The following is a 24938-nucleotide window of genomic DNA, read 5'->3' as shown; positions in this document are numbered from 1 at the left end:
GCGTTATGCGCCGCCGCACGTTCAGTCCTGGCGGCTGGTGACTTCCAGCAGGTGGTAGCCGAACTGGGTCTTCACCGGCCCCTGGACCACGTTCAGCGGCGCGCTGAAGACCACCTGGTCGAACTCGCGGACCATCTGGCCGGGGCCGAACGAGCCCAGGTTGCCGCCGTCGCGGCCGGAGGGGCAGGAGGAATGCTCGCGGGCGACTTCGGCGAAGTCGGCACCGCCTTCGATGGCGGTCTTCAGTTCGTTGCACTTGGCTTCGCTGGAAACCAGGATGTGGCGGGCAGTGGCTCGGGCCATGGGGAAATACTCCTAGGGTGAAACGGCAGAGCCTAGCAGACATCGACGCCCGCACCGACAGCCCGCGACCGGAGGAGGCGCTCGACAAGCGTGGCGCGGGCTGCTTGACTCGCCGCCTTTGCGAATCCGGGAACGCCCTCCGATGAGCCAGACCTTCCACGGCAGTTGCCTGTGCGGCGCGCTGCACTACCGACTGTCCTCGCCCCCGCGCGCACTCTCTCACTGCCACTGCGGCCAGTGTCGCAAGGCCCATGGCGCGGCATTCGCCAGCTATGGCAGCGTCCCCGTCGCGGACCTGCACATCGACCGCAGCGCCGACCTGCTCGCCGCGTTCCGCTCCTCACCCGCCGTGCTCCGGCGCTTCTGCTCGCGCTGCGGCTCGCCGCTGTTCTGGTCGAAGAGCGAAGGCGAGTTCGCCGACTGGGTATCGGTCGCCCTCGGCAGCCTGGACACGCCCTTCCCGGCGGCGAAACAGAAGCATGTCCAGGTCGCATCGATGGCCTGCTGGTGCAGGATCGCCGACGACTGGCCGCGTTTCGACTGAAGTCCGCCCGCGATCCGCCGGCCGGTGCCTGTTTTTTCGCCGGCAAGGCCCGGGCCTGGGGTACCATGCCGCGCCCTTCGCCGCCGGTCCTTGCCGCCCATGTCCGCCACCGCGCTGTACACCGACCTGTCCCACTATTACGACCTGATGTGCGCCGACATCGACTACCAGGCGCAGAGCCACTGCGTGCGTCGCCTGCACCAGTTGTTCGGCAACCAGGGCCGGCGGCACCTGGACCTGGCCTGCGGTACCGGCCCTCACGTGCGGCACTTCCTCGATTTCGGCTATCGCAGCGCCGGCCTGGACATCAACCAGCCGATGCTCGACCTCGCCCGACAGCGCTGTCCCGAAGCGCACTTCAGCCGGCAGGACATGGCCGGCTTCCAGGTGGACGAGCCGCTGGACCTGATCACCTGTTTCCTCTATTCGATCCACTACAACGCAGGGCTGGAGCGCTTGCGCGCATGCCTGGCCAGCGTGCATGGCGCACTGGCGGATGGCGGCGTGTTCTGTTTCAACACGGTGGACAAGGGGCAGATCGACAATCGCGCGTTCGTCCGCCATTCCGTGGAGCATCGAGGCAGCCGCTTCACCTTCGGTTCCGGCTGGTACTACAGCGGCGAGGGCGAGCGCCAGGCGCTGCGCCTCGGTATCGAGAAAACCACGGACGGAACGACCCAGACCTGGGAGGACGAACACCCCATGGTCGCCCTCGGCTTCGCCGAGCTGCAGCACCTGTTGCAGACGCATTTCGAGGTGCAGGTCTTCGAACACGACTACGAACGGATCACGCCCTGGGCCGGCAGCTCCGGGAATGCCCTGTTCGTCTGCGTGAAGCGCTAGCCTCCGGATATCCTGGCGCAAACGTGACGATCAGGCTGGCACGGGCGGGGCAGCGTTTCACAGGGGGCTGCGGAGGATTCTTCGTCGCTTTCGGCACGCTGCGTCCGACCCGCTAGAGGCCTGCCTGGCCGACGATCCGTGCGCGCCTTCTCGGCTAGACCAAGGTCGCAAAGACCCCGCCGGCCATCTGTGACACCTTCGCGCGCTTTTTTACCCCCGCTGTCGAGAGTCACCGCATGTCCTCCCCGTTTTCCCCCCGTTCGCCCCGCACCCTTCGCGGCCTGGGCGCCCTCGCCCTGTGCGGCGGATTCGTCGCCCCGGCCCCTGCCGCCTTCCTCGAGGACGGCAGCGCGCGCCTGGAAGCGCGCACCGTCTACTTCAACCGCGACTTCCGCGACGGCAGCTCGGCCAACCCCCAGGGCGCCTCCAAGCGCGAGGAAGCCGCGCAGGGCTTCATCCTCGACCTGCGCTCGGGCTATACCGAGGGCGCGCTGGGCTTCGGCGTGGATACCCTGGCGATGCTCGGGATCAAGCTCGACTCCAGCCCCGCGGACAGCAACAGCGGCCTGCTGCCTTCCAGCGGCCACGATCCGCGTCGCTCGGTCGACCAGTACGCCAAGGCCGGCGTAGCCGGCAAGATGCGCTTCTCGCAGACACAGTTCAGGTACGGGGCGATGCTGCCGGACATGCCGTTGCTGAAATACAACGACGGACGCCTGCTGCCGACCCTGTTCCACGGCGCCCAGCTGACCAGCGAGGAGATCGCCGGGCTCAGGTTCTCCGCCACCCGCCTGGAGCGCTACACCGCGCGGGACTCCAGCGACGCCCAGGACATCCGCCTGCACTGCAAGAACAAACGCTACGCCTGCGACACCACCGGCAACCGCTTCGACGCCTACCAACTCGACTACCAGGTCAACGACGGCCTGCTGCTGCAATACGCCCAGGGCGGCCTGCGCAACGTCTATCGCCAGCGCTACCTCGGTGCCGTGGGCAAGCGGCAGCTCGGCGCCGGCAAGCTGAGCGCCGACCTGCGCTGGTTCGACAGCGAGGACGCCGGCGCGGCCCGCGCCGGCAAGATCGACAACCGCGCCCTCAGCCTGCTGCTCGCCTACGCCCAGGGCGGCCACACGCTCAGCGCCGGCTGGCAGCGGATGAACGGCGCCAGCTCGATGCCCTACCTCGACGGCAGCAATCCGTACCTGGCCAACTACCTGCAGGTGAACGACTTCGCCAACCCCGAGGAACGCTCCTGGCAACTGCGCTACGACTTCGACCTGCGCAGCGTCGGCGTGCCCGGCCTGAGCTTCATGACCCGCTACGTCAACGGCGACCATATCCGCCTGGCCAACGGCGACGAGGGCAAGGAATGGGAGCGCGACATCGAGCTGAAGTACATCGTGCAGAGCGGCCGCTTCAAGGACCTCAGCCTGCGCCTGCGCAACGCCACCTACCGCACCGACTTCGAGCGCTCGGCGCGCGACGTGGACGAGGTGCGCCTGATCGCCAGCTACAACCTGTCGCTGTTCTGAGCCGTCGCGCCGGAACGCACGCCGGCGCGACGCTCCGGCGGTTCAGACCGCCAGGGCGCGTTCGCGCAGCTCGACGTTGAGGATGCGGTCGTTCTCCGAGTAATCCACCGGGCAATCGATCACATGCACCCCGGGCGTGCCCAGGCAGCGCTCCAGCAGCGGCAGGAAGCCCTCGGCACTGTCGACCCGGTGGCCGTGGGCGCCGTAGGCCTCGGCGTAGTGCACGAAGTCCGGGTTGCCGTAGTCCAGCCCGAAGTCGGCGAAGCCCATGTTCGATTGCTTCCAGCGGATCATCCCGTAGCCGTTGTCGCGCAGGATGATCACCGTCAGGTTCATCTTCAGCCGCACCGCGGTTTCCAGTTCCTGGCTGTTCATCATGAAGCCGCCATCGCCGCACACCGCGACGATCGGCCGGTCCGGGTAGACCAGGTGCGCGGCCATCGCCGAGGGCAGGCCGGCGCCCATGGTGGCGAGGGCGTTGTCCAGCAGCACGGTGTTGGGCATGTGTGCCTTGTAGTTGCGGGCGAACCAGATCTTGTACATGCCGTTGTCCAGGGCGACGATGCCCTGCGACGGCAACGCCCGGCGCACGTCGGCCACCAGGCGCTGCGGATAGAGCGGGAAGCGCGGATCGTCGGCGCCTTCGGCGACCTGCGCCTCGTTGGCCTCGCGGATCGCCAGCAGGCGGGTGAAGTCCCAGTGCGCGGTATCGTCCAGCGCCTCGCCGATCTGCCAGATGGCGTTGGCGATGTCGCCCACCACTTCGATCTGCGGGAAATACACCGGGTCCACCTCGGCGGAACGGAAGTTCACGTGGATCACCTCGGTACCGCCGCGAACCATGAAGAACGGCGGCTTCTCGATCACGTCGTGGCCGACGTTGACGATCAGGTCGGCCGCCTCCACCGCGCGATGCACGAAGTCGCCGGCGGATAGCGCTGCGTTGCCGAGGAAGCGCGGGTGACGCTCGTCGACCACGCCCTTGCCCATCTGGGTGGTGACGAAGGGAATGCCGGTCTTGTCGATCAGTTGCTTGAGGACCTTGGCGGTCATCTTGCGGTTGGCCCCGGCGCCGATCACCAGGATCGGGCTGCGCGCGGCGCGCAGCTTCTCCACCGCGGCGCAGATCGCCTTGTATTCCGCCAGCGGCCGGCGGCTCAGGCTCGGCGGGATGGGCAGGCTGTCGGTCTGCTCGGCGGCGATGTCCTCCGGCAGCTCCAGGTGCACCGCGCCGGGCTTCTCTTCCTCGGCCAGGCGGAACGCCTCGCGGACCCGCGAGGGAATGTTGTCGGCGGAGGCCAGTTGGTGGGTGTACTTGGTCAGCGGCTGCATCATGCCGACCACGTCGAGGATCTGGAAGCGGCCCTGCTTGGACTTCTTGATCGGCTTCTGCCCGGTGATCATCAGCATCGGCATGCCGCCCAGGTAGGCGTAGGCGCCGGCGGTGACCAGGTTGGTGGCGCCCGGGCCGAGGGTCGACAGGCTGACCCCGGTCTTGCCGGTGAGGCGCCCGTAGGTGGCGGCCATGAAGCCGGCCGATTGTTCGTGGCGGGTAAGCACCAGCCGGATCTGCGACTTGCGCAGGGACTCCAGCAGGTCGAGATTCTCCTCGCCGGGAATTCCGAAGACGTACTGCACGCCCTCGTTTTCCAGGCATTGCACAACCACATCGGCTGCCTTGGCCATCTGCGTTCTACCTCGGGTGGTGGCGGTTCTGACCGCTCGAACACTGCGCCCCTCGCGCCTCGCTGTCCAGCCCCGCCCGGCCGGCGGAAGGCTCTGGCGCCGGCTTCGCCGGCAAGCGAACGGCGCTCCCGCCATTAGCGCAGCTGAACCCGACCACCTGATCATCAGCACAGCTAATAATTCATTCGCTGATTTCATGGTGAGGGCGGAGCCCGGATGGTAGAAATCCACCTACCGCTTTACGCGCCGGCCAAGCCGAATGCCCCGCCCCCTCCATCTCACCGAACCCTGAAGACGACCATGCCCGAGCACGCCCCGATCCTCCCCGTCATCGCCGCCGAGGTGGCCGCCCTCGCCCCCGGTTTCCGCGCCCTGAGCCTCACCGTCGAGGCGGCGCCGATCGTTCGTCCGGAAATCGCCGACCGCGCCGTAGAGCGCGCCTGCCAGGCGCTGGCGCGTGGCGAACCGGACTGGGCCGAGGCGCACCTGGCAGCCTGGGCCGAGGCGTTCCGCCGCTTCGGCGCCAAGCCGCAGCGCACCCCCTGCTCCGCCGAAGCCCTGCGCAAGCGTGCGCTGCGCGACGGTGGGCTGCCGAGCATCGACCCGGTGGTGGACCTGTACAACGCCATCAGCGTGCAATTCGCCATTCCGGTAGGCGGCGAGAACCTCGCCGCCTATGCCGGCACGCCGCGCCTGGTGGTCGCCGACGGCAGCGAGACCTTCGACACCCTGAAGAACGGCGAGGCGGTCGACGAATCCCCCGACCCCGGCGAGGTGGTCTGGCGCGACGACCTCGGCGTCACCTGCCGCCGCTGGAACTGGCGCCAGGGCGTGCGCACCCGCCTGGACGCCAGCGCCCGGCGCATGTGGTTCATCCTCGAGAGCCTGCCGGAAATGCCGCTGGCGGCCCTGCACGAAGCGGGCGGCCTGCTGCTCGACGAATTGCGCCTGATGATGCCCGGCATGCGCGCCGACTCGCGCCTGCTGTGCGTGGCGACGGAACCCACCGACAGCGTATAAGGGCCGAGTCCCCGAGGAGAACAGAACATGTACCTGCCTTCGCATTTCGAAGAGTCCGACCCGCAGGCGCTGCACGCGCTGATCCGGGACTATCCGCTGGGCCTGCTGGTCAGCCACGGCGAAGCGGGCCTGGACGCCAACCACCTGCCGTTCGAGCTGAGCCCGGAAAAGGGCGCGCAAGGCACCCTGGAAGCCCATGTCGCGCGCAACAACCCGGTTTGGAGCGAGCTGCGCGACGGCGACGAGGTGCTGGTGGTGTTCCGCGCCGGCGATGCCTACATCTCGCCGCAGTGGTACCCGAGCAAGCAGGAGCACCACCGCCAGGTGCCGACCTGGAACTACCGGGTGGTCCACGCCCACGGCCGGGTGCGGATCCGCGACGACGAACGCTATGTGCGCGGACTGGTGGCGCGCCTGACCCGCACCCACGAGGCGACCCAGGAAACGCCCTGGAAAATGACCGACGGCCCCGCCGACTACATCGACGAGATGCTCCGGCTGATCGTCGGCATCGAAATCGAGATCACCCGCCTGGTCGGCAAGTTCAAGCTCAGCCAGAACAAGGAAGCCCGCGATATCCGCGGCGCCAGCGCAGCGCTGCTGGCGCGCGGCGAACAGGCGATCGGCGCGGCCATGGACGATTGCGCCGCCCGGCGCGACGGCTGAGGCTCAGGCCTCGCCCGGCTGCGGCCGGTGGTGGACGAACTCGACCACCGTGCCGTCCGGCAGCAGCGCATTGAAGCAGGCACCTGTGGGCGCGCGCGCCGGCCCGAAGATGACCTGCGCGCCGGCAGCCAGCAACCGCCGGTGATAGGGCTCGATGTCGTCCACCAGCAGGGTGCCAGTGGTGCTGCGGAACGGCGCCAGCGCCTCGTCGCTGCCCTCCAGCAGGAGGAAGGCGCCGACTGCGGCGAGTGTCAGGCGTTTCTCGGGAAAGTCGAAGCGCATGTCGTGGGCGACGCCCTGCAGGTCTTCGTAGAAAGCGATGGCCGCATCGATGCTGCCCGGTTCCAGGTAGACACGGATGAACACCCGCGGCTCGGCGAAACCGGACGAGTCGTTGACGCGACGCCAGAGAAAAGGCTGGGACATGGCGCAGGACCTCCGCAGGCCAGGGCGAAAGGTCCGTTCTAGCATGCCGGCCGCGTCCGGCGAAACGCCCTCATTTCGTCGAGCGGACGTTGCCGTAGCGCACTTCTTTCGACGGCGGGTAGCCGTAGAAGGCGGTGTAGCACTTGCTGAAGTGGCTGGGCGAGACGAAGCCGCAGGCGACCAGGACCTCCAGCATGGTCAGGTCGGAATGTTGCAGCAGGCGCCGGCACTCGGTGATCCGCAACTCCAGGTAGTAGCGCACCGGCGTGGTTCCGAGCTGCTGCTGGAACAATCGCTCGATCTGCCGCCGCGAGCGCCCCACGTAGTGGGCGAGCTGCTCCTGGCTGAGCGGTTCCTCGATATTCGCCGCCATCAGGTTGATCACTTCGCGCAGCGGCTCGCTCATCTTCTCGTGCAGGGCGGGGCGCACCCGCCGGTAGCGCGACTCCTCGAAGGCGAGGATATCCACCACCGCCTCCACCAGGTCGCGCCCGTGGCGCCGGGCGATCCACTCCAGCGCCAGGTTGAAGGCGCCGGTGGGGCTGGCCGCGGTCAGGCGGTCGCGGTCGACCATATAGCTGTCGCTGGTCACCTGGCTGTTGCGGGCGATCTCGGCGAGGGCGGCGCGGTGCTCGGGATGGATGCAGCAGCGGTAGCCATCCAGCAGGCCGGCGTCGCCGAGGAACCAGGCACCGTTCCACAGCCCGGCCAGGGCGACGCCGCGCGACGCCACGTCCTGCAACGCTTCCCGCAGCGCGGCGGACGAGCGCAGGGGCGTGCGCAAACCGCCGCAGACCACCAGCAGGTCGAGTCCTTGCAACGCCGCCGAGGCGAGCGCCAGGTCCGGGCAGATCAGCAACCCGAGGTCGCTGGTCACCGGCTCGCCGCTCAGGCTGAAGTTGCTCACCGCGAAGGACTCGCTGCGGATCAGGTTGGCGGTCACCAGGGTGTCCAGCGCCTGGGTGAAGGCCGGCAGGGAAAAGTGTTCGAGCAGCAGGAAGCCCACCCGCGCCCGTGCCGAGCCCCCCTCCCCGGCCCCGGTGAACCTGAGGTTCTGCCCTTGCAGGGCGGCGCTGAAACGCCTTCTTTCCATCGATTCGTGCCTCTTGTTCTTCTTGTTCCCGGCCAGCGGGCCGCGACGCCTGCCGTCACGGCGAAAACCCCGGGCGCTCCATCATATGCGCAAGCCATGTGACTTGGCGCCTCCCTGGCGCGCCGGGGGAATGTGCTCAAATACGCCCTCGGGGGGCTGCCCCTTTCACACGCCACGGCGTCAGCGGAAACAGCGCGGACGAACGGTGCGGAGACGCCCCGAAAACCTGTAGACATATTGTCTAACAGAACCCTATAGTCATTATACAAACTGTAGACAAAGCCCATGACAAGTAGAAAGGCCTCCATGAAAGCCCAACCCGACGTCGACTCGAACAGCGCCGATGCCCCCTTCGACCGCAAGGCGGTGCTGGGCGATGCGCTGCGCCGGCGGATCCTGAGCATGGAACTGGCGCCCGGCGCGGTCGTCGACGAACTCGCCCTGTGCGACGAGTTCGGCCTCTCGCGCCCGCCGGTGCGCGAACTGCTGCGGCAGATCGCCGCCGAGGGCTACATCGAACTGGAAGCCAACCGTGCGCCGCGCGTCGCGGCCATGAGCCACGACTCGCTGCACGCCTTCTTTCTCGCCGCGCCGCTGATCTACATCGCCACCACGCAACTGGCGGCCACCCATGCCAGCGAAGCGGAGATCGAGACGCTCAAGGCGATCCAGGAAGATTTCCGCAAGGCCATCGAAGAGAAGCATGTGGAAAACCGCGTCATCCACAACGACGCCTTCCACCTGGAGATCGGCAGGATGGCCCACAACGACTACCTCATGCCGAGCCTGCGCCGCTTGCTGATCGACCATGCGCGGCTGGGCAAGATCTTCTACCGCCATCCGACCACCGACGACATGCAACGCGACCTGGAACTCGCCTGCGACCAGCACGACCAGATCGTCGATGCCATCCAGCGGCGCGATCCGGATGCGGCGGCGGAGATCGTCCGTGCGCATTTCGAGCTGTCGCGCCGGCGCATGGCCGAGTACGCGGCGCCGGCCGGAGTAGAGGTGGCGCTGGTCTACGAGGGTTAGCGAGCCCCCGCGCCACGGCCCCGCCCGAGAAGCGGAGGCGGTCACGCAGGGGATGGTTACCGGGTTCCAATAACAAGAGTCAGGTCCCTGCGATGACGAAAGTAACCCACCTTCCGGCCGACGACCGTTCCTGCGGCTGGTATCACCTCAGCCCGCCGCGGCGGCCGAAGCCGGCCCACTACGGCAGGAGCGCCGCCCGTTGGGTGGTGGTCGGCGCCGGCTTCACCGGCCTCGCCGCCGCGCGCCAGCTGGCGCTGCATTTTCCCGACGAGGAGATCGTCCTGGTCGAGGCCCAGGAAGTCGGCTTCGGTACCGCCGGGCGCAACGCCGGCTTCGCCATCGACCTGCCCCACGACATCGGCGCCGACGACTACATCGGCGACATAGCGACCGCCCGGATCGGCCTGAAGCTCAATCTCGCCGGCCAGTCGCTGCTCCGCGAACAGGTGCAGCGCCATGCCATCGACTGCCAGATGAAGGCCTGCGGCAAGTACCAGGCGGCCGTCGAGGCGCGCGGCGTGGCTGTGCTCGACGCCTACCGGCGCGGCCTCGATCGGCTCGGCCAGGCCTACGAGGTGATCGAGGCGGACGACCTCCCGGGACACATCGGCACCGCCTTCTATCGCAAGGCCCTGTTCACCCCCGGTACCCTGCTGGTGCAGCCCTCGGCCCTGGTCAAGGGCCTGGCCGACAGCCTGCCGGGCAACGTCAGCCTCTACGAACACACACCGATCACCGCCGTGGAATATGGCGACAGGACCCTGCTGAGCCATCCCCACGGCAGCATCCTGGCCGACCGCCTGGTCCTCGCCAACAACGCCTTCGGCATGAGCTTCGGCTTCCTCCAGGGGCGGATGCTGCCGATCTTCACCTACGCCAGCCTGACCCGGCCGCTCGATGCCGAGGAGCAGGCCAGCCTCGGCGGGCGCCCCTACTGGGGCCTGATCCCGGCCGACCCTTACGGCACCACGGTGAGGCGTACCCCGGACAACCGTCTGCTGATCCGCAACAGCTTCAGTTTCAACCCTGACGGACGCAGCGCCGGGAAGTACCTTGAGCGCTTCGCCGTACGCCATCGCGCCTCGTTCCGCCAGCGCTTCCCGATGCTCCCGGAAGTCGGCTTCGACTACACCTGGGGCGGCTCGCTGGCGCTGTCGAGGAACCACATGGGGCACTTCGGCGAGCTGGCGCCCAACGTCTATGGCGCCCTGTGCTGCAACGGCCTGGGGGTAACCCGCGGGACCGTCACCGGGAAGCTGCTGGCCGACTGGCTGGCGGGCGAACGCAACGAGCTGATCGACTTCCTGCTGCGCGCGCCCGGTCCCAGCGGCAATCCACCCGAACCACTCCTTTCCCTTGGCGTGAACCTCAACCTGAGGTGGGGGCAGTATCGAGCAGGTAGAGAAAGCTAGGCATCCCTAGTAACGCGCCCACGGGCGCCGACTTCGATTCAGACGGCCATTGAAGACCGGAGCTGGAGAGCGTTCCAGCCTCGCGGATTCGCTCGGCCCGAATTCACCGGCAGCGGTTAGAACCAGGAGACAATAATGACAAATCCTACGACCTCGATCGAAGACGTACCCCTCAACGCCTTCCACCGGCTGTTGACCCTGCGCTCCGGCGGCGGCTCCTTCGTCGACGGCTACGTGCTGAGCATCATCGGCGTGGCGATGCTGCAGATGACCGCGGCATTGCAACTGAGCAGTTTCTGGCAGGGCATGATCGCCGCCTCGGCGCTGGTCGGCATCTTCTTCGGCGGTTTCCTCGGCGGCTGGCTGACCGACCGCCTGGGCCGCCGCAGGCTGTTCTTCGTCGGCCCCAGCCTGTTCGTCCTCGCTTCCCTGGCGCAGTACGGGGTCGACTCGGCGGCGGCGCTGTTCGTCCTGCGCTTCCTGATCGGCGTGGCGGTGGGCATCGAGTACCCGGTCGCCACCGCCTTGCTGGTGGAGTTCTTGCCGAAGAAGTATCGCGGACCGCGCCTGGCCACCCTGACCATCCTCTGGTTCGCCGGCGCCGCCTTCGCCTACCTGGTCGGCGACCTGATCCTGCGCAGCGGCGGCGAGGACGCCTGGCGCCTGGTACTGGCCAGCACCGCGGCGATCGGTGCCGTGCTGTTCCTGCTACGCATCGGCACCCCCGAGTCGCCGCGCTGGCTGCTGAGCAAGGGCCGCGACGCGGACGCAGAGCGGGTCATCCGCCAGGTCTACGGAGAAGCCTTCTCGCTGGCGAACCTGCCCGAACAGGCGCTGGAACGGAAGGTCACCATCTGGCACCTGCTCTACGCCGGCTACGGCAAGCGCATGCTCTTCGTCACCCTGTTCTGGACCTGCTCGGTGATCCCCGTGTTCGCCGTCTACGCCTTCGCGCCCAAGGTGCTGCTGGCGCTGAACCTGAAGGGCGACTGGGCCTCCTACGGTTCGGTGGCGATCACCCTGCTGTTCGTCATCGGCTGCATCATCGCCACCCGCCTGATCAACCGCATCGGCCGGCGCTGCATGCTGCTGCACAGCTTCCTCTGGTCCGGCCTGGCGCTGCTCGGGCTGGGCGTCTTCCACGCCGGCTCGGAGGCGACCATCCTCGGCCTGTTCGGTGCCTACGCGCTGTTCATCGGCGGCGCCCAGGTGCTGCAACTGGTCTACCCGAACGAACTGTTCCCCACCGAGATCCGCGCCTTCGCGGTCGGCGTCGGCACCTCGTTATCGCGCGTCGGCGCCGCGGTGGGCACCTACCTGGTGCCGCTTTCCCTGGAAACCCTGGGTACCGCCCAGACCATGTACGCCGCCGCGCTGGTGACCCTGCTCGGGCTGCTCGTGACCTGGGCCCTGGCGCCGGAAACCCGTTCGCTGAACCTGCAGCAGGCGGCTTCGCTCACCTGAACCACCCGCCGCGGCAGCGTCCGCCGGGTGCGCCGCGGCCCAGCATCCCACAGGAGGAACCCCCGTGAAATTCGAAGGTATCTATACCCCCGCCATCACCCCGCTGAGCGCCGACGGCAGCATCGACACCCAGGCCTTCGCCGAGGTCCTGGAGTTTCTCGTCGAGTCGAAGGTGCACGGCATCGTGATCGGCGGCTCCACCGGCGAGTACTACGCGCACACCGCCGAGGAACGCCTGGCCCTCGCCGCCCACGCCAGCGAAGTCATCGCCGGGCGCCTGCCGCTGGTGGTGGGAACCGGCGCGATCCGCACCGAGGACTCGCTGGCCTACGCCGAAGCCGCCCGCGCCATCGGCGCCGACGCCATCCTGGTCGGCTCGCCGCCCTACGCGCTGCCGACCTCGCGGGAGATCGCCGAGCACGTGCTGGCGGTGGATCGCGCCGCCGGCCTGCCGATCATGCTCTACAACTATCCGGCGCGGATGGGCGTGGAGATGGACGAGGCGTTCTTCGCCGCCGTCGCCGGCTGCCGCAACATCGTCGCGATCAAGGAAAGCTCCGGCTCCACCGCGCAATTGCACCGCCTGGCCTGCCGCCACCCGCGGATCGCCTTGTCCTGCGGCTGGGACGACCAGGCCCTGGAGTTCTTCGCCTGGGGCGCGCGCAGTTGGGTCTGCGCCGGCTCCAACTTCATCCCTGGCGAACACCTCGCCCTGTACCAGGCCTGCGTGGTCGAGAACGACTTCGCCAAGGGCCGGCGCATCATGGCGGCGATGATGCCGCTGATGGACTTTCTCGAAAGCGGTCACTTCGTCCAGTCGATCAAGCACGGCTGCGAGCTGGCCGGCCTGCGCGCCGGCGGCGTACGTGCGCCGCTGAAGGCGCTGGACGAGGCCGGCAAGGCGGCACTGGCGGAGATCGTCGCCAGGCTCAAGGGCGAGGTCGCGCGGATCGTCGAGGGTGGCCGCCATGACTGAGCTGCTGAGCCGGGAGGAATACGCGGCCATCGCCGCGACGCTGGACCTTCCCCAGCGCGCCTTCATCGACGGAGGGTTCCGCGATGCCTGCGGCGGCCGCACCTTCGCCTCGACCAACCCGGCCACCGGCGAGCTGCTGGCGCAGGTCGCCGCCTGCGACGCGGAGGACGTCGGGCACGCCGTGGCCAGCGCGCGGCGGGCGTTCGAGGACGGCCGCTGGCGCTCGCGCACGCCCGCCGAGCGCAAGGCGGCGCTGCTGCGCCTGGCCGAGCTGCTGGAAGAGCACCTGCTGGAACTGGCGGTGATGGAGAGCCTCGACAGCGGCAAGCCGATCCGCGAATGCCAGCACACCGACCTGCCGGAAACCATCAATACCCTGCGCTGGCATGCCGAACTGATCGACAAGATCTACGACAGCACCGCCCCGGTCGGTTCGGCGGCGCTGGCCATGGTGGTGCGCGAGCCGATCGGCGTGGTCGGCCTGGTGCTGCCGTGGAACTTCCCGCTGCTGATGCTCGCCTGGAAGATCGGCCCGGCGCTGGCGGCAGGCTGCTCCGTAGTGGTCAAGCCGGCCCCCGAGACCAGCCTGACCGCCCTGCGCGTCGCCGAACTGGCCAGCCAGGCGGGGATCCCCGCCGGGGTGTTCAACGTGGTCCCCGGCGGCGGCCGCGAGGCCGGCGAACCGCTGGGCCGCCACCCGGACGTGGCGATGGTCAGCTTCACCGGCTCCACCGCGACCGGCCGCCTGTTCCTCAAGTACGCCGCCGAGTCCAACCTCAAGCGGGTGGTACTGGAGTGCGGCGGCAAGAACCCGGCGGTGGTGATGAACGATGTCGAGGACCTCGACCTGGTGGCGCAACACGTGGTCAACGGCGCGTTCTGGAACATGGGCGAGAACTGCTCGGCGTCCTCGCGGCTGATCGTCCACGCCGAGGTCCGCGAGGCGCTGCTCGAACGCATCGGCGCGCAGCTCCGCGAGTGGCGCATGGGCGACCCGCTGGATCCGCGTAATCGCCTCGGCGCGCTGGTCAGCCCGGCGCACTTCGAGAAGGTCCGCGCGTACCTCGACCAGGCCAGGACGGAGCGGTTGGCGGTGCGCTTCGGCGGCGCCACCGAGGCTGGCATCTTCGTCGAGCCGACCGTGGTCGATGGCGTCTCGCCGCACAGCCGGCTGTTCCGCGAGGAAATCTTCGGCCCGCTGCTCTCGGTCACCTCTTTCGACGACATCGACGAAGCCATCGCCCTGGCCAACGACACCGTCTACGGCCTCGCCGCCTCGGCCTACACCGGCAGCCTGCGCCACGCACTGCGCCTGTCGCGGGAGATCCGCGCGGGGATCGTCACCGTCAACTGCTTCGGCGAGGGCGACGCCTCGACGCCCTTCGGCGGCTACAAGGAGTCAGGCTTCGGCGGTCGCGACAAGTCGGTCTGGGCACACGACCAGTACACAGAGTTGAAGACCATCTGGATCGACGCTTCCTGAAGCTGTCCGGCCCGCAAGGGCCGGCACTCCCGCCTGGCGGCGAGACCGGACAACCGGGCCGGACAGGCGACCAAGTGCAGACAACACCCATTCTGCATAACGTTCCGTCGCTATGCTGCTGCCTCCACCCTTCCCTTTTCCGCCAGGAACGACACGGAGACTCATCCATGACGGACAACCATATCGATGTACTGATCAACGGCTGCGGCATCGGCGGGGCGATGCTCGCCTACCTGCTCGGCCGCCAGGGCCACCGCGTGGTGGTAGTGGAGCAGGCACGGCGCGAACGCGCGATCAACGGCGCCGACCTGCTCAAGCCGGCCGGCATCCGGGTGGTCGAGGCGGCCGGGTTGTTGGCCGAGGTGACCCGTCGCGGTGGGCGGGTCCGCCATGAGCTGGAGGTCTATCACGACGGCGAGCTGCTTCGCTATTTCAACTATTCCAGCGTCGACGCGCGCGGCTATTTCATCCTCATGCCCTGCGAGTCGCTGCGCCGCCTGGTACTGGAAAAGATCGACGGCGAAGCGACCGTCGAGATGCTGTTCGAGACCCGCATCGAAGCGGTGCAGCGCGACGAGCGCCACGCGATCGACCAGGTGCGCCTGAACGACGGCCGCGTGCTGCGTCCGCGGGTGGTGGTGGGAGCCGACGGTATCGCCTCCTACGTGCGCCGCCGGCTGCTCGATATCGATGTGGAACGCCGCCCCTACCCGTCGCCGATGCTGGTCGGCACCTTCGCCCTGGCGCCCTGCGTGGCCGAGCGCAACCGCCTGTACGTGGACTCGCAGGGCGGGCTGGCCTACTTCTATCCGATCGGTTTCGACCGCGCGCGACTGGTGGTGAGCTTCCCCAGGGAGGAGGCGCGCGAGCTGATGGCCGACACCCGCGGCGAGTCGCTGCGCCGGCGCTTGCAACGCTTCGTCGGCGACGAGAGCGCCGAGGCGATCGCCGCCGTCACCGGCACTTCGCGCTTCAAGGGCATCCCCATCGGCTACCTGAACCTGGACCGCTACTGGGCGGACAACGTGGCGATGCTCGGCGACGCCATCCACAACGTGCATCCGATCACCGGCCAGGGCATGAACCTGGCCATCGAGGACGCCAGCGCCCTGGCCGACGCCCTCGACCTGGCCTTGCGCGACGCCTGCGCGCTGGAGGATGCCCTGGCCGGCTACCAGGCCGAGCGCTTCCCGGTGAACCAGGCGATCGTCTCCTATGGCCATGCGCTGGCCACCAGCCTGGAGGATCGCCAGCGCTTCGCCGGGGTCTTCGACACCGCCCTGCAGGGCAGCAGCCGTACGCCGGAAGCCCTGGGCGGCGAGCGCTCCTACCAGCCGGTGCGGTCGCCGGCGCCGCTCGGCTGAACCCGCCAGCGCGGCCGGAGCGTAGCGTCCGGCCGCGCGCCTAGAGCAGGTCGCGGCGCAACTGCGGGAATACCTTGGCCACCTTGTTCAGCAGGTAGTCGCCGTACTCGCCGTGGAAAGCGTGGACGTTGGCCTGGTCCCAGCGACGGGCGCTGTCATCCTGTTCCGGCACCTCGGGCAGCCCTTCGATGGGCTGCACGCGGGCATGGAAGTTCGGATCGAAGAACAGCGGGAACGACAGGCGGTCGCGCCCCGAAGTGTTGCGTGCCACCCGGTGCGGCGTGCTGCGGTAGAGGCCGCCGGTCATGCGTTCGAGCATGTCTCCGAGGTTGCAGACGAACGAGCCCGGTATCGGCGGAGCCTCCAGCCAGCCCTGTGGGGTGCGCACCTGCAGGCCGCCGATGGCGTCCTGGTGGAGCAGCGTGAGCAGGCCGTAGTCGGTGTGTTCGCCGACGCCCCACTGCACGTCGAGGCCCTCCGGCACTGGCTGGCTCGGGTAATTGAACAGGCGGAAGAGGATCAGCGGATCGCCGGTATAGCGCGCGGCGAAGTAGTCGGCTTCCAGTCCCAGACCGAGGGCGATGCCCTCCATCAGCCGGTGGCCGACGCGGGTGGTTGCGTCCAGGTACTCCAGCAGCGTCTCGCGCAGGCCGGGCACCTCGGGGAACAGGTTGGCGCCATGCAGCGGCGTCCCGGCGCGCACTTCGGGATGCTCAGCGTCCAGTTCGCTGCCCAGGTACAAGCCTTCCTTCCAGTCCGGGCGGTTGGAGGTCAGTTCGCCGCCAAGAGGGAAATAGCCGCGCCAGGCGCGCCCGCCAAGCTCCATGCGCCAGCGCAGCTTGCTCGTCTCGTCGAGGGCGAAGAACTGCCGCGCCAGGCGCTCCAGGCGCTCGACCAGTTGCGCCTCGACGCCGTGCCCGACCACGTAGAAGAAGCCCTGCTCGCGGCAGGCGCGGTCGATTCGCACGGCGACCGACCGTCGCGCCGCCGGGTCGCTGCCGGCAAGGGCGGCGATATCGATGATCGGCAGACTCGGAGTGCTCATGGCGTTCCTCACAGGGGTTGGGCGAAGGGGGTGCGGATGTCGGCGAGGAACTTCCGCGCACGCGGGTGCTGCGGGCGGTTGAAGAAATCGTCGGGGCTGGCGCGCTCCAGCACCCGGCCGGCGTCCATGAACAGCACGCGGTCGGCGACGTCGTGGGCGAAGCCCATCTCATGCGTTACCACCACCATGGTCATGCCGTCGCGGGCCAGGTCGCGCATCACCAGCAGCACCTCGCCGACCATCTCCGGGTCGAGGGCGCTGGTCGGTTCGTCGAACAGCATCAGCGGCGGCTCCATCGCCAGCGCGCGGGCGATCGCCACGCGCTGCTGCTGGCCGCCGGAAAGCCGTGCGGGGAACGCCGCCGCTTTGTCCGCCAGGCCGACCCGCTCCAGCAGCGCCATGGCCTGGCGGCGTGCCTCCGCGGGTTTCAGGCCGCGCAAACGGAGCGGCGCCAGGGTGCAGTTGTCCAGCACGTTCAGGTGCGGGAACAGATTGAACTGCTGGAACACGAAGCCGATGTGCGAGCGGAAGCGATTGAGGTCCAGGCCGGGAGCGTGGATGTCCTGGCCATCGATCAGGATGCGCCTGCCCTGGATCGGTTCCAGGCGGTTCAGGGTACGGATCAGGGTGGATTTTCCGGAGCCCGAGGGTCCGCAGACCACCACCACCTCACCGCGGCCGACCTGTTCGTCGACATCCGCCAGGGCGTGGTAGGCACCGTACCATTTGTTGACCTTTTCCAGCCGGATCATCGGGCCTCCTTGGGATTGCCACGCTGCGCCTGGCGGCGTTCGAGCCAGAAGGCGAAACGCGACAGGCCGAAGCACAGGATGAAATAGGTGAGGCCGAGGATCAGGTAGACCTGGGTCGGCAGGGTGAACACCTGGGTATTGATCTGCGAGGCGATGAAGCTGACTTCGGCCAGGCCGATGATGTAGCCCAGGGAGGTCTCCTTGATCGTCGAGACGAATTGGTTGACCAACGACGGCAGCATGTTGCGCAGCGCCTGCGGGAGGATCACCAGGCGCATGCTCGCCAGGTAGCCCAGGCCGAGCGAACGCGCCGCCTCGAACTGGCCACGGTCGAGGCCCTGGATGCCGGCGCGGACGATCTCGGCCAGGTACACCGCGTCGAACAGCACAAGCGCCAGCAGCATGGTGGTGAACTGGTCGGTGCGCTGGCCGGTGAGGGTCGGCAGGAAGAAATAGGCCCAGAAGATCACCATCAGCAACGGCACCCCGCGCACCACGAAGACCAGCGCGGTGACCGGCCAGCGCAGCCAGCGCCAGGGGCTGACCCGCGCCAGGCCGAGCAGGATGCCCAGCGGCAGCGCCAGCAGCAGCGCCAGCGAGGCCAGGACCAGGGTCAGGGCCAGCCCGCCCAACGGCCCGTTGGGGTACTGGCCGACGAGGAAGTACAGCCAGTAGCTATCGATCAGTTCCAGGGTGGTCATCGCCGTTCGACTCCCGGATAGCGCTGCTGGTACCAGGCGGCGGCGCCGGTGATCAGCAGCGATACGCTGAGATAGGCCGCGGTGGCGAAGGCAAAGGACTCGAAGCTGCGGAAGGTCGAACTCTCCACCTGGCCGGCCTGGTACATCAGCTCGGCGACGCCGATCACCGTGGCGATGCTGGTGTTCTTCCACAGGTTGAGGGTTTGCGAGATCAGCGGCGGTACGGTGATCCGCAAGGCCTGCGGGAGGATCACCAGGCGCATGCTCGCCAGGTAGCCGAAGCCCAGCGCGCGGGCGGCCTCCAGTTGCACCGTGGGCACCGCGCGGATGCCGCTGCGCATGTCCTCGCTCATGAACGCGGCGGTGTACAGGGTCAGCGCGACGATAGCGCTGGCGGCCTCGATGTTGCCGGCGTAGAGCCAGGCCTTGAGGTCCTCGGGTAGCCATTCCGGCGCGGCGAAGTACCAGAACAGCATGTGCGCCAGCAGCGGTACGTTGCGGATGCTCTCGACATAGGCGAAACCGAGCCATTGCAGGGCGCGGAACGGCGCCAGGCGCAGCAGCGCCACCAGCATCGCCAGCGGCACGGCGAAGACCAGGGTGACGGCGGCCAGCTTCAGCGACAGCAGCAGGCCGGCGACCAGCATCTCATGGTACTGGCCGCGCAGCAGCAGGGAGAAATCGAACTCGAACATGGGAAAGGCGCACGCTGTCCGCGAGGACTCACAGGGGACGGGCGGCGACGCGCATGGTCGCCGTCACGCAGAGACGTCAGGCGCTCACTCGGGGATCCGGTCGGAATCGATCTTGAAGTGGCGCTCGCTGAGGTTGGACTTGGTGCCCGGCCCGTACCACTTGAGGTACAGCTGCTCCGCCGCGCCGCTGCGCTCCAGGCCGGCGAGGGTCGAGTCGACCAGTTGCTTGAGTTGCGGATTGCCCTTGCGGAAGGCGATGGCCAGGGCCTCGGTACTCAGGTTCTCCGGCAGGATGGCGTAGCCGCCGGCCGCCGCGCCGAGCTTGCCGAAATCGTTGATCAGTGCCGACTCGTCGTCGACGAAGGCCTGACCCTTGCCCTGCTGCAACGCCAGCAGCGCCTGCTGGCTGGTCTCGAAGGTGACCACCTGGGCGTTGGGCAGCGCCTTGCGGATGTTCGGCTCCTGGGTGCCGCCCTTGACCGTCAGCACCTTCTTGCCGTCGAGGTCATGCAGCGAGGCGAAGCCGGCGTGCTTCTTCACCAGGGCCTTCTGCCCGGTGACGATGATCGAATAGGAGAAATCCACCAGCGCCTCGCGTTCCTTGTTGTGGGTCAGCGAGGCGGCGAGCAGGTCCACGTGGCCCTGCTGCAACTCCGGGATACGCGCCGCCACGGAAATCTGCTTGAACACCGGCTTGACCCCGATGGCCTTGGCGATCTCGGTACCAAGATCGACCTCGTAGCCGATGATCTGACGGGTCTTCGGGTCGATGAAGCTGTTCGGCTCGTCGGTGCCAAGGGTGCCGATGACGATCTCGCCCTTTTTGCGGATGTCGGCCAGGTCGTCGGCATGGGCAGCGCTGCCGATCAGGGTGAACACAGCCGCCACGGCTGCGCCAAGCAGGCGAATCTTCATGATGGGTATCTCGCGGAGGAATGGGGTTCGACGTCGGGCGCCGGGTGGGCCGCAGTCTATTAATAACCAAACATCCGGTGAAATATGGTTTTCATATAACCATATGAGATATCAAACTATGCCACTTCCCGCCCTGCGCCAGGGCCCGCGCGCGCTCAGGTGCCCTCGCGCAAGCGCAGCGGGTCCACCAGCCCGGCGGCGATGGCCATGCCCACCAGCTCCGGCAGGGTCTGGGCCTGCATGCGCTTCATCACCCGCGCGCGGTAGAGGTCGACGGTCTTCACGCTGACTTCCAGTTGCTCGGCCACCTCGCGGCTGGTATAGCCGCGCACCAGCGGCAAGAGCACGTCGCGCTCGCGCGGGGTGAGGCTGTCCAGGCGTTCGCGCAACCCGGCGTCGAGATCGCGGTGCCGGCGCCGACGGGCGTGGCGATCGAGGGCCTGCTGCACGCTGTCGAGCAGCAATTGTTCGTTGTAGGGTTTCTCGATGAAATCCACCGCACCGGCCTTGAAGGCGCGCACCACGATGGGCACGTCGGCATGGCCGCTGACGAAGATCACCGGCAGGTCGATGCCGCGCGCCAGCAGTTCGTCCTGCACGTTCAGCCCGCCCATGCCGGGCATCCGCACGTCGAGCAGGACGCAGGCATGGCGGCCGCCCTCGCAGGCATCGAGGAAGTCCCGACCCTGGGTGAAGGGCCGTGCCTTGAGGCCGACCGATTCCAGCAGCCAGACCGTCGATTCGAGCATGCCCTGGTCGTCGTCGACCACGTAGACCAGCGCTTCGTCAGGCATAGCCATCGTTACCCTCCCGTGGCGCCGGCGGCGAGCGGCAGCCGGCAGTTCATGAGCAACCCGCCATCCGCCGGCAGCTCGGCTTCGAGGGTGCCGCCGAAGCCCTCGACGATGCTGCGGCTCATCGACAGGCCCAGGCCCAGCCCTTCCGGCTTGCTGGTGTGGAACGGCGTGAAAATGTGTTCCAGCTGATCCGCCGGCACTCCCGGTCCCTGGTCGCGAACCCACAGGCAGAGCAGCCCGCCGGGCTCGACGCGGCTACCGATGACGACCCGCGACGGCGAGCCGGGATGCGCCTCGCGGTTGGCTTCGATGGCGTTGCGCAGCAGATTGAGGAACACCTGTTCGAGCAGCACGCGGTCGGCATACAGCGGCGGCGGATTGTCGGTCATCGCCTCTTCCACCGCCACTTGCCAGTGCCCGGCTTCCCACGCGCAGAGGCCGATGGCCTCGCGTGCCACCTGGTTGAGGTCGAGCGCCTGCAGGCGCCGCTGGCCCTTGCGCAGGAAGGCGCGCAGGCGCTTGATCACCTCCGCCGCGTGGCCGGCGTGCTCGCCGATCCGCGCCAGCCCCTCGGCCACCCGCCCGGCGGCCTCGGGCTGGCTGCCGAGGACGGCCAGGTAACGCTGGCTGGCGCTGGCGTAGTTCATCACCGCCGCCAGCGGCTGGTTGATCTCGTGGGCGATGCCCGAGGCCAGTTCGCCGAGAGTGACCAGCCGCGCAGTGTGCGCCAGTTCGTCCTGGTGACGGCGCTGCTGGGCCTCGCGCAGTTCGCGTTCGGTCATGTCGCGGGCCACCAGCGAGTAATAGCGCTCCTCGCCGCGGCCGCGATGGGCCAGCAACACCAGCGAGACTGGCAGCGACGGACGCCCGTCCTGCGGTTGCAGGCGCCCCTCGCGGCTCCAAACGCCGCCATCGCGCGCCTGTCGCCAACCCTCTTCGGCCAGCCGCGCCGGAGTGTCGCCGGCCAGCAGGCGTTCCAGCGCCGGCGCCTCCTGCCCGTCGGCGATGCCGAGGGCGGCACGTGCCGAAGGATTGAGGTAGGTGACGCGGCCGCCATGCTCGACGAACAGCACCAGGTCGGTGTTCGCCTCGACCACTTCGGCCAGGCGCCGGCGGTTCTCCTCCGCCTCGACCCGCCGTGTGACATCGCGGGACACGCTGACCACCTCCACCACCGCCCCGGTGTAGGTCTCGCGGATCGCCCGGCTGGCGGTCTCGAACCAGCGGTAGCGGCCGTCGCGGTGGCGGATACGGTAGGTGATGGTCAGGTAGCCGTCCTGCTCCAGCGCTTCGCGCGCGCGCAGCGCCACCTGGCCGCGGTCCTGGGGGTGGAACAACGCCTGCGCCGGACGCCCGCGCAGTTCCTCCGGCCAGTAGCCGAGCAGGGTCCAGGAAGCCGGCGAGGCGTCGAGGAAAATGCCGTCGAGGGTATGCCGGGAAATCAGGTCGGTGGTGTTCTCGGTGATCAGCCGGTACAGCCGGCTGGCCCGCGCCGCCTCGCGCTCGCCGCGCAGGCTGGCGGTGGCGTCGCGGCAGCGCGCCAGCACCCGGGCCTCGGCGCTGTCGGGAATGAACTGCCAGAGCAGGATGCGCCCGTCGCACTCCGCCTCCACCTCGCCGAGGGCCCGCGCCTGCCCCAGGCTGGCGCGCACCAGTTGCCCATGGTTGGCCGGGAGGTAAGCGCGCCAGGCCTCGCGCGGCCGCTCGCCAAGCAAGGCAAGGAAGGCCTGGTTGAATTCCACCGCCTGCGCCTCGCCGTCGAGCAGCAGCGCCGGCTGCGGGTCGGCCGCGAGGAACGGCGCAGCGCGGGTGACGCCACGGGCGGCGGCGAGCAACGGTGCGAGGAGCAGGCCGAGCCAGTCCAGCGCAGCGCTCTGCGGCGTATCGCTGGCCACCAGCAGCAGGCCTTCGTCGCCGGCCTGCAGGTCGAGGGCGAAGGCCATGCCATGCTCCACGCCGGCACGCCGCAAGCGCGCGCCGAGCCAGGACGCGGAACGCCGCAATTCGTCCAGAGCCAGCCGGCCGTCGCGCACCAGCCGCTCGCGCAACGCCAGGTCGCTGGCCCGGTTCGGCTCGCCGGCGCCCGGCGGCAGCGCCGGCGACGGCGGCACCGGGGTATAGGTCTGCGCCTGCGGCTGCCAGGCCAGGTACCAGGCCTGGCGCGTGCCCGGATGTTCGAGCAGCAAGCGGCGCAGCGCACCGACCCGCTCGACCAGCGGCGCGCCCTCGCGCAGCAGGCGCAGGAGGCTGTTGAGGGCAGGCGAAGCGGGAAGCGGACTCATGGGCGGAAGATGATCCTGAGAATTTATATGGTATTTATACTATAAGCTTATGGTTTAACTTCCATATATTTTTCATCGTTGCTATAAATCGCCCCAACCCAAGGAGCGCTTCGCCTGGTCCTTGGAAGCTGTTCACGATCTGCCGAGCCAGAGAAACCAGCCGTTTTCGACGCAGTCTCTCCGCGCGCGGCAGATCGTGACCCTTACCCAGAACAGAGCTAACAATCAGCCACGGGGTACTCTTCATGTCGATCTTCGAACAGGGTCTCGCGCCCGCCGCCGTCAACCACATCGCCCTGACGCCGCTGAGCTTCATCGAGCGCACCGCCAGCGTCTATCCGCACTACCCCGCGGTGATCCACGGCAACATCCGCCGCGACTGGGCGCAGACCTACCAACGCTGCCGACGCCTGGCCTCGGCCCTGGCCGGGCGCGGCATCGGCCAGGGCGACACGGTGGCGGTGATGCTGCCGAACATCCCCGAGATGCTCGAGGCGCACTATGGCGTGCCGATGATCGGCGCGGTGCTGAACACCCTCAACGTACGCCTCGACGCCGAAGCCATCGCCTTCATGCTGCAACACGGCGAAGCCAAGGTGCTGATCACCGACTACGAATTCCACGAGGTGATCCATGCCGCCATCGGTATGCTCGACCACCCGCCGCTGGTGGTCGACGTCAACGACCCCGAGTATGGCGAAGGCCGCCCGGTTGGCGAACTGGACTACGAGGCGCTGCTCGCCGAGGGCGACCCGCAGTTCGCCTGGGAATGGCCCCGGGACGAGTGGCAGGCGATCTCGCTGAACTACACCTCGGGCACCACCGGCAACCCCAAGGGCGTGGTCTACCATCACCGCGGCGCCTACCTGAACGCGCTGGGCAACCAGATGACCTGGTCCATGGGCCAGCACCCGGTGTACCTCTGGACCCTGCCGATGTTCCACTGCAACGGCTGGTGCTATCCGTGGACGGTGACCGCGCTGGCCGGCGTCCACGTCTGCCTGCGGCGGGTCGATCCGCAAAAGGTCCTCACCCTGATCCGCGAGCACCAGGTCAGCCACCTGTGCGGCGCGCCCATCGTGCTCAACGCCCTGATCAACATGCCCGACTCGGCCAAGGCCGCCATCGACCACCCGGTGCATGCCATGGTCGCCGGCGCCGCGCCACCGGCCAAGGTGATCGGCGCGGTGGAAGAGATGGGCATCCGCGTCACCCATGTCTACGGCCTCACCGAGGTCTACGGCCCGGTCACGGTCTGCGCCTGGCACGGCGAGTGGGACGACCTGCCGCTGGAGCGACGCGCCGCGATCAAGTCGCGCCAGGGCGTGCGCTACCCGACCCTCGAAGGGGTGATGGTGGCCGACCCGAAGACCCTTGAGCCGGTGCCGCGCGACGGCCAGTCCATCGGCGAGATATTCATGCGCGGCAATACCGTGATGAAGGGCTACCTGAAGAATCCCAGCGCCACCGAGGAAGCCTTCGCCGGCGGCTGGTTCCATACCGGCGACCTGGCGGTCTGCCATCCGGACGGCTACATCGAGATCCGCGACCGGCTCAAGGACATCATCATCTCCGGCGGCGAAAACATCTCCACCATCGAACTGGAGGGCGTGCTCTACCGCCACCCGGCGGTGCTGGAGGCGGCGGTGGTGGCGCGGCCCGACGAAAAGTGGGGGGAAACGCCCTGTGCGTTCATTACCCTGAAGAGCGATCATCAGGGGCTCGCCGAGAGCGAGATCGTCGCGTTCTGTCGCGAACACCTGGCCGCGTTCAAGATTCCGCGTACCGTGGTGTTCTCGGAACTGCCGAAGACCTCCACCGGCAAGATCCAGAAATACGTGCTGCGCGAGTGGGCCGCCGCCCTCTGAGCGCCGCCAGCCGAATTGCCCGTGCAGCGGCCGTGC

23 protein-coding genes are annotated in these 24938 nt (G+C 68.2%); 12 read left to right on the top strand and 11 right to left on the bottom strand.

Annotated features, from left to right (window positions below):
- Positions 1-21: 21 nt before the first annotated feature.
- Entirely contained in the window at positions 22-303 is a 282-nt protein-coding gene (locus tag ACYAF3_RS15345; RefSeq protein WP_003101349.1) for a peptidylprolyl isomerase, read from the bottom strand.
- A 142-nt stretch (positions 304-445) separates the two neighbouring features.
- Between ACYAF3_RS15345 and ACYAF3_RS15340 the strand changes: the two genes are divergently transcribed.
- The 3 genes from ACYAF3_RS15340 to ACYAF3_RS15330 all read left to right on the top strand — a co-directional run bounded on the left by ACYAF3_RS15340 (position 446) and on the right by ACYAF3_RS15330 (position 3222).
- Complete coding sequence (locus ACYAF3_RS15340) at positions 446-847, top strand: GFA family protein (RefSeq protein WP_058876692.1); 402 nt, start codon at positions 446-448, stop codon at positions 845-847.
- A 99-nt stretch (positions 848-946) separates the two neighbouring features.
- Positions 947-1690, top strand: a complete 744-nt coding sequence (gene eftM, locus ACYAF3_RS15335) for a class I SAM-dependent methyltransferase EftM (protein ID WP_003101353.1) — start codon at positions 947-949, stop codon at positions 1688-1690.
- 236 nt (positions 1691-1926) lie between these two features.
- The gene (locus tag ACYAF3_RS15330; protein WP_004351744.1) at positions 1927-3222 is read left to right on the top strand and encodes an OprD family porin; all 1296 of its coding nucleotides are present in this window, start codon (positions 1927-1929) and stop codon (positions 3220-3222) included.
- Positions 3223-3264: 42 nt separating this feature from the next.
- On the opposite strand, the gene ACYAF3_RS15325 is transcribed toward ACYAF3_RS15330, so the two are convergent.
- Positions 3265-4908, bottom strand: coding sequence for an acetolactate synthase large subunit (locus ACYAF3_RS15325; RefSeq protein ID WP_003101357.1), 1644 nt, complete (start codon positions 4906-4908; stop codon positions 3265-3267).
- 300 nt (positions 4909-5208) lie between these two features.
- Between ACYAF3_RS15325 and ACYAF3_RS15320 the strand changes: the two genes are divergently transcribed.
- Positions 5209-5928, top strand: coding sequence for a B3/B4 domain-containing protein (locus ACYAF3_RS15320; protein ID WP_003144549.1), 720 nt, complete (start codon positions 5209-5211; stop codon positions 5926-5928).
- A 27-nt stretch (positions 5929-5955) separates the two neighbouring features.
- The gene (locus ACYAF3_RS15315) at positions 5956-6594 is read left to right on the top strand and encodes an FMN-binding negative transcriptional regulator (RefSeq protein WP_003101360.1); all 639 of its coding nucleotides are present in this window, start codon (positions 5956-5958) and stop codon (positions 6592-6594) included.
- 3 nt (positions 6595-6597) lie between these two features.
- Here the strand turns inward: ACYAF3_RS15315 and ACYAF3_RS15310 are convergent, their stop codons facing one another.
- Positions 6598-7065, bottom strand: a complete 468-nt coding sequence (locus ACYAF3_RS15310) for a VOC family protein (RefSeq protein ID WP_004351747.1) — start codon at positions 7063-7065, stop codon at positions 6598-6600.
- Positions 7066-7090: 25 nt separating this feature from the next.
- A complete protein-coding gene (locus ACYAF3_RS15305) occupies positions 7091-8113 on the bottom strand; it encodes a GlxA family transcriptional regulator (protein WP_003118991.1) in 1023 nt (340 codons plus the stop codon).
- A 306-nt stretch (positions 8114-8419) separates the two neighbouring features.
- Here ACYAF3_RS15305 and ACYAF3_RS15300 point away from each other — a divergent pair, with 306 nt between their 5' ends.
- The 6 genes from ACYAF3_RS15300 (at position 8420) to pqsL (ending at position 15847) form a co-directional block, all read left to right on the top strand.
- A complete protein-coding gene (locus ACYAF3_RS15300; RefSeq protein WP_010793455.1) occupies positions 8420-9148 on the top strand; it encodes a GntR family transcriptional regulator in 729 nt (242 codons plus the stop codon).
- A 92-nt stretch (positions 9149-9240) separates the two neighbouring features.
- Positions 9241-10560 carry an NAD(P)/FAD-dependent oxidoreductase gene (locus ACYAF3_RS15295; protein ID WP_009877094.1) on the top strand — a complete coding sequence of 440 codons (1320 nt, stop codon included), beginning with the start codon at positions 9241-9243 and terminating at the stop codon, positions 10558-10560.
- A 135-nt stretch (positions 10561-10695) separates the two neighbouring features.
- Complete coding sequence (locus tag ACYAF3_RS15290) at positions 10696-12024, top strand: MFS transporter (protein WP_003129340.1); 1329 nt, start codon at positions 10696-10698, stop codon at positions 12022-12024.
- A gap of 64 nt (positions 12025-12088) precedes the next feature.
- Entirely contained in the window at positions 12089-13000 is a 912-nt protein-coding gene (locus tag ACYAF3_RS15285) for a dihydrodipicolinate synthase family protein (RefSeq protein ID WP_003093588.1), read from the top strand.
- Positions 12993-14483, top strand: a complete 1491-nt coding sequence (locus ACYAF3_RS15280; protein WP_003101377.1) for an aldehyde dehydrogenase — start codon at positions 12993-12995, stop codon at positions 14481-14483. The genes ACYAF3_RS15285 and ACYAF3_RS15280 overlap by 8 nt, the downstream gene beginning before the upstream one ends.
- 167 nt (positions 14484-14650) lie before the next feature.
- A complete protein-coding gene (pqsL, locus tag ACYAF3_RS15275; protein WP_003101379.1) occupies positions 14651-15847 on the top strand; it encodes an FAD-dependent monooxygenase PqsL in 1197 nt (398 codons plus the stop codon).
- 40 nt (positions 15848-15887) lie between these two features.
- Here pqsL and ACYAF3_RS15270 read toward each other — a convergent pair whose 3' ends face one another.
- From ACYAF3_RS15270 to bfiS, 7 genes are all read right to left on the bottom strand, one after another.
- On the bottom strand, positions 15888-16892 hold the full coding sequence (locus ACYAF3_RS15270) for an isopenicillin N synthase family dioxygenase (RefSeq protein ID WP_003101381.1): 1005 nt from the start codon (positions 16890-16892) through the stop codon (positions 15888-15890).
- An 8-nt stretch (positions 16893-16900) separates the two neighbouring features.
- Positions 16901-17644, bottom strand: coding sequence for an amino acid ABC transporter ATP-binding protein (locus ACYAF3_RS15265; RefSeq protein ID WP_128669623.1), 744 nt, complete (start codon positions 17642-17644; stop codon positions 16901-16903).
- Positions 17641-18345, bottom strand: a complete 705-nt coding sequence (locus tag ACYAF3_RS15260; protein WP_010793457.1) for an amino acid ABC transporter permease — start codon at positions 18343-18345, stop codon at positions 17641-17643. The genes ACYAF3_RS15265 and ACYAF3_RS15260 overlap by 4 nt, the downstream gene beginning before the upstream one ends.
- Positions 18342-19040, bottom strand: a complete 699-nt coding sequence (locus tag ACYAF3_RS15255) for an amino acid ABC transporter permease (protein WP_003101388.1) — start codon at positions 19038-19040, stop codon at positions 18342-18344. The genes ACYAF3_RS15260 and ACYAF3_RS15255 overlap by 4 nt, the downstream gene beginning before the upstream one ends.
- An 84-nt stretch (positions 19041-19124) precedes the next feature.
- Positions 19125-19955 (bottom strand): ABC transporter substrate-binding protein, encoded by an 831-nt coding sequence (locus tag ACYAF3_RS15250; RefSeq protein WP_033886973.1) that lies wholly within the window; start codon positions 19953-19955, stop codon positions 19125-19127.
- 155 nt (positions 19956-20110) lie between these two features.
- Positions 20111-20755: a two-component system response regulator BfiR gene (gene bfiR, locus ACYAF3_RS15245; protein ID WP_003101391.1), complete on the bottom strand. Its 645-nt coding sequence runs from the start codon at positions 20753-20755 to the stop codon at positions 20111-20113.
- 2 nt (positions 20756-20757) lie between these two features.
- On the bottom strand, positions 20758-23034 hold the full coding sequence (gene bfiS / locus ACYAF3_RS15240; protein WP_003123960.1) for a two-component system sensor histidine kinase BfiS: 2277 nt from the start codon (positions 23032-23034) through the stop codon (positions 20758-20760).
- A gap of 245 nt (positions 23035-23279) precedes the next feature.
- Between bfiS and ACYAF3_RS15235 the strand changes: the two genes are divergently transcribed.
- Positions 23280-24902 carry an acyl-CoA synthetase gene (locus ACYAF3_RS15235; RefSeq protein WP_003093598.1) on the top strand — a complete coding sequence of 541 codons (1623 nt, stop codon included), beginning with the start codon at positions 23280-23282 and terminating at the stop codon, positions 24900-24902.
- Positions 24903-24938: the final 36 nt, after the last annotated feature.

It is taken from the genome of Pseudomonas sp. TZ252, assembly GCF_056110345.1.
Note: the sequence above shows the minus strand (reverse complement) of the source record. Positions and strands in the feature narration are given on the sequence as shown.

Excerpts from the sequence above, each read along its gene's own strand:
- ACYAF3_RS15345 (WP_003101349.1), bottom strand. The coding sequence starts at position 303 with ATGGCCCGAGCCACTGCCCGCCACATCCTGGTTTCCAGCGAAGCCAAG.
- ACYAF3_RS15340 (WP_058876692.1), top strand. The coding sequence starts at position 446 with ATGAGCCAGACCTTCCACGGCAGTTGCCTGTGCGGCGCGCTGCACTAC.
- eftM (WP_003101353.1), top strand. The coding sequence starts at position 947 with ATGTCCGCCACCGCGCTGTACACCGACCTGTCCCACTATTACGACCTG.
- ACYAF3_RS15330 (WP_004351744.1), top strand. The coding sequence starts at position 1,927 with ATGTCCTCCCCGTTTTCCCCCCGTTCGCCCCGCACCCTTCGCGGCCTG.
- ACYAF3_RS15325 (WP_003101357.1), bottom strand. The coding sequence starts at position 4,908 with ATGGCCAAGGCAGCCGATGTGGTTGTGCAATGCCTGGAAAACGAGGGC.
- ACYAF3_RS15320 (WP_003144549.1), top strand. The coding sequence starts at position 5,209 with ATGCCCGAGCACGCCCCGATCCTCCCCGTCATCGCCGCCGAGGTGGCC.
- ACYAF3_RS15315 (WP_003101360.1), top strand. The coding sequence starts at position 5,956 with ATGTACCTGCCTTCGCATTTCGAAGAGTCCGACCCGCAGGCGCTGCAC.
- ACYAF3_RS15310 (WP_004351747.1), bottom strand. The coding sequence starts at position 7,065 with ATGCTAGAACGGACCTTTCGCCCTGGCCTGCGGAGGTCCTGCGCCATG.
- ACYAF3_RS15305 (WP_003118991.1), bottom strand. The coding sequence starts at position 8,113 with ATGGAAAGAAGGCGTTTCAGCGCCGCCCTGCAAGGGCAGAACCTCAGG.
- ACYAF3_RS15300 (WP_010793455.1), top strand. The coding sequence starts at position 8,420 with ATGAAAGCCCAACCCGACGTCGACTCGAACAGCGCCGATGCCCCCTTC.
- ACYAF3_RS15295 (WP_009877094.1), top strand. The coding sequence starts at position 9,241 with ATGACGAAAGTAACCCACCTTCCGGCCGACGACCGTTCCTGCGGCTGG.
- ACYAF3_RS15290 (WP_003129340.1), top strand. The coding sequence starts at position 10,696 with ATGACAAATCCTACGACCTCGATCGAAGACGTACCCCTCAACGCCTTC.
- ACYAF3_RS15280 (WP_003101377.1), top strand. The coding sequence starts at position 12,993 with ATGACTGAGCTGCTGAGCCGGGAGGAATACGCGGCCATCGCCGCGACG.
- pqsL (WP_003101379.1), top strand. The coding sequence starts at position 14,651 with ATGACGGACAACCATATCGATGTACTGATCAACGGCTGCGGCATCGGC.
- ACYAF3_RS15270 (WP_003101381.1), bottom strand. The coding sequence starts at position 16,892 with ATGAGCACTCCGAGTCTGCCGATCATCGATATCGCCGCCCTTGCCGGC.
- ACYAF3_RS15265 (WP_128669623.1), bottom strand. The coding sequence starts at position 17,644 with ATGATCCGGCTGGAAAAGGTCAACAAATGGTACGGTGCCTACCACGCC.
- ACYAF3_RS15260 (WP_010793457.1), bottom strand. The coding sequence starts at position 18,345 with ATGACCACCCTGGAACTGATCGATAGCTACTGGCTGTACTTCCTCGTC.
- ACYAF3_RS15255 (WP_003101388.1), bottom strand. The coding sequence starts at position 19,040 with ATGTTCGAGTTCGATTTCTCCCTGCTGCTGCGCGGCCAGTACCATGAG.
- ACYAF3_RS15250 (WP_033886973.1), bottom strand. The coding sequence starts at position 19,955 with ATGAAGATTCGCCTGCTTGGCGCAGCCGTGGCGGCTGTGTTCACCCTG.
- bfiR (WP_003101391.1), bottom strand. The coding sequence starts at position 20,755 with ATGGCTATGCCTGACGAAGCGCTGGTCTACGTGGTCGACGACGACCAG.
- bfiS (WP_003123960.1), bottom strand. The coding sequence starts at position 23,034 with ATGAGTCCGCTTCCCGCTTCGCCTGCCCTCAACAGCCTCCTGCGCCTG.
- ACYAF3_RS15235 (WP_003093598.1), top strand. The coding sequence starts at position 23,280 with ATGTCGATCTTCGAACAGGGTCTCGCGCCCGCCGCCGTCAACCACATC.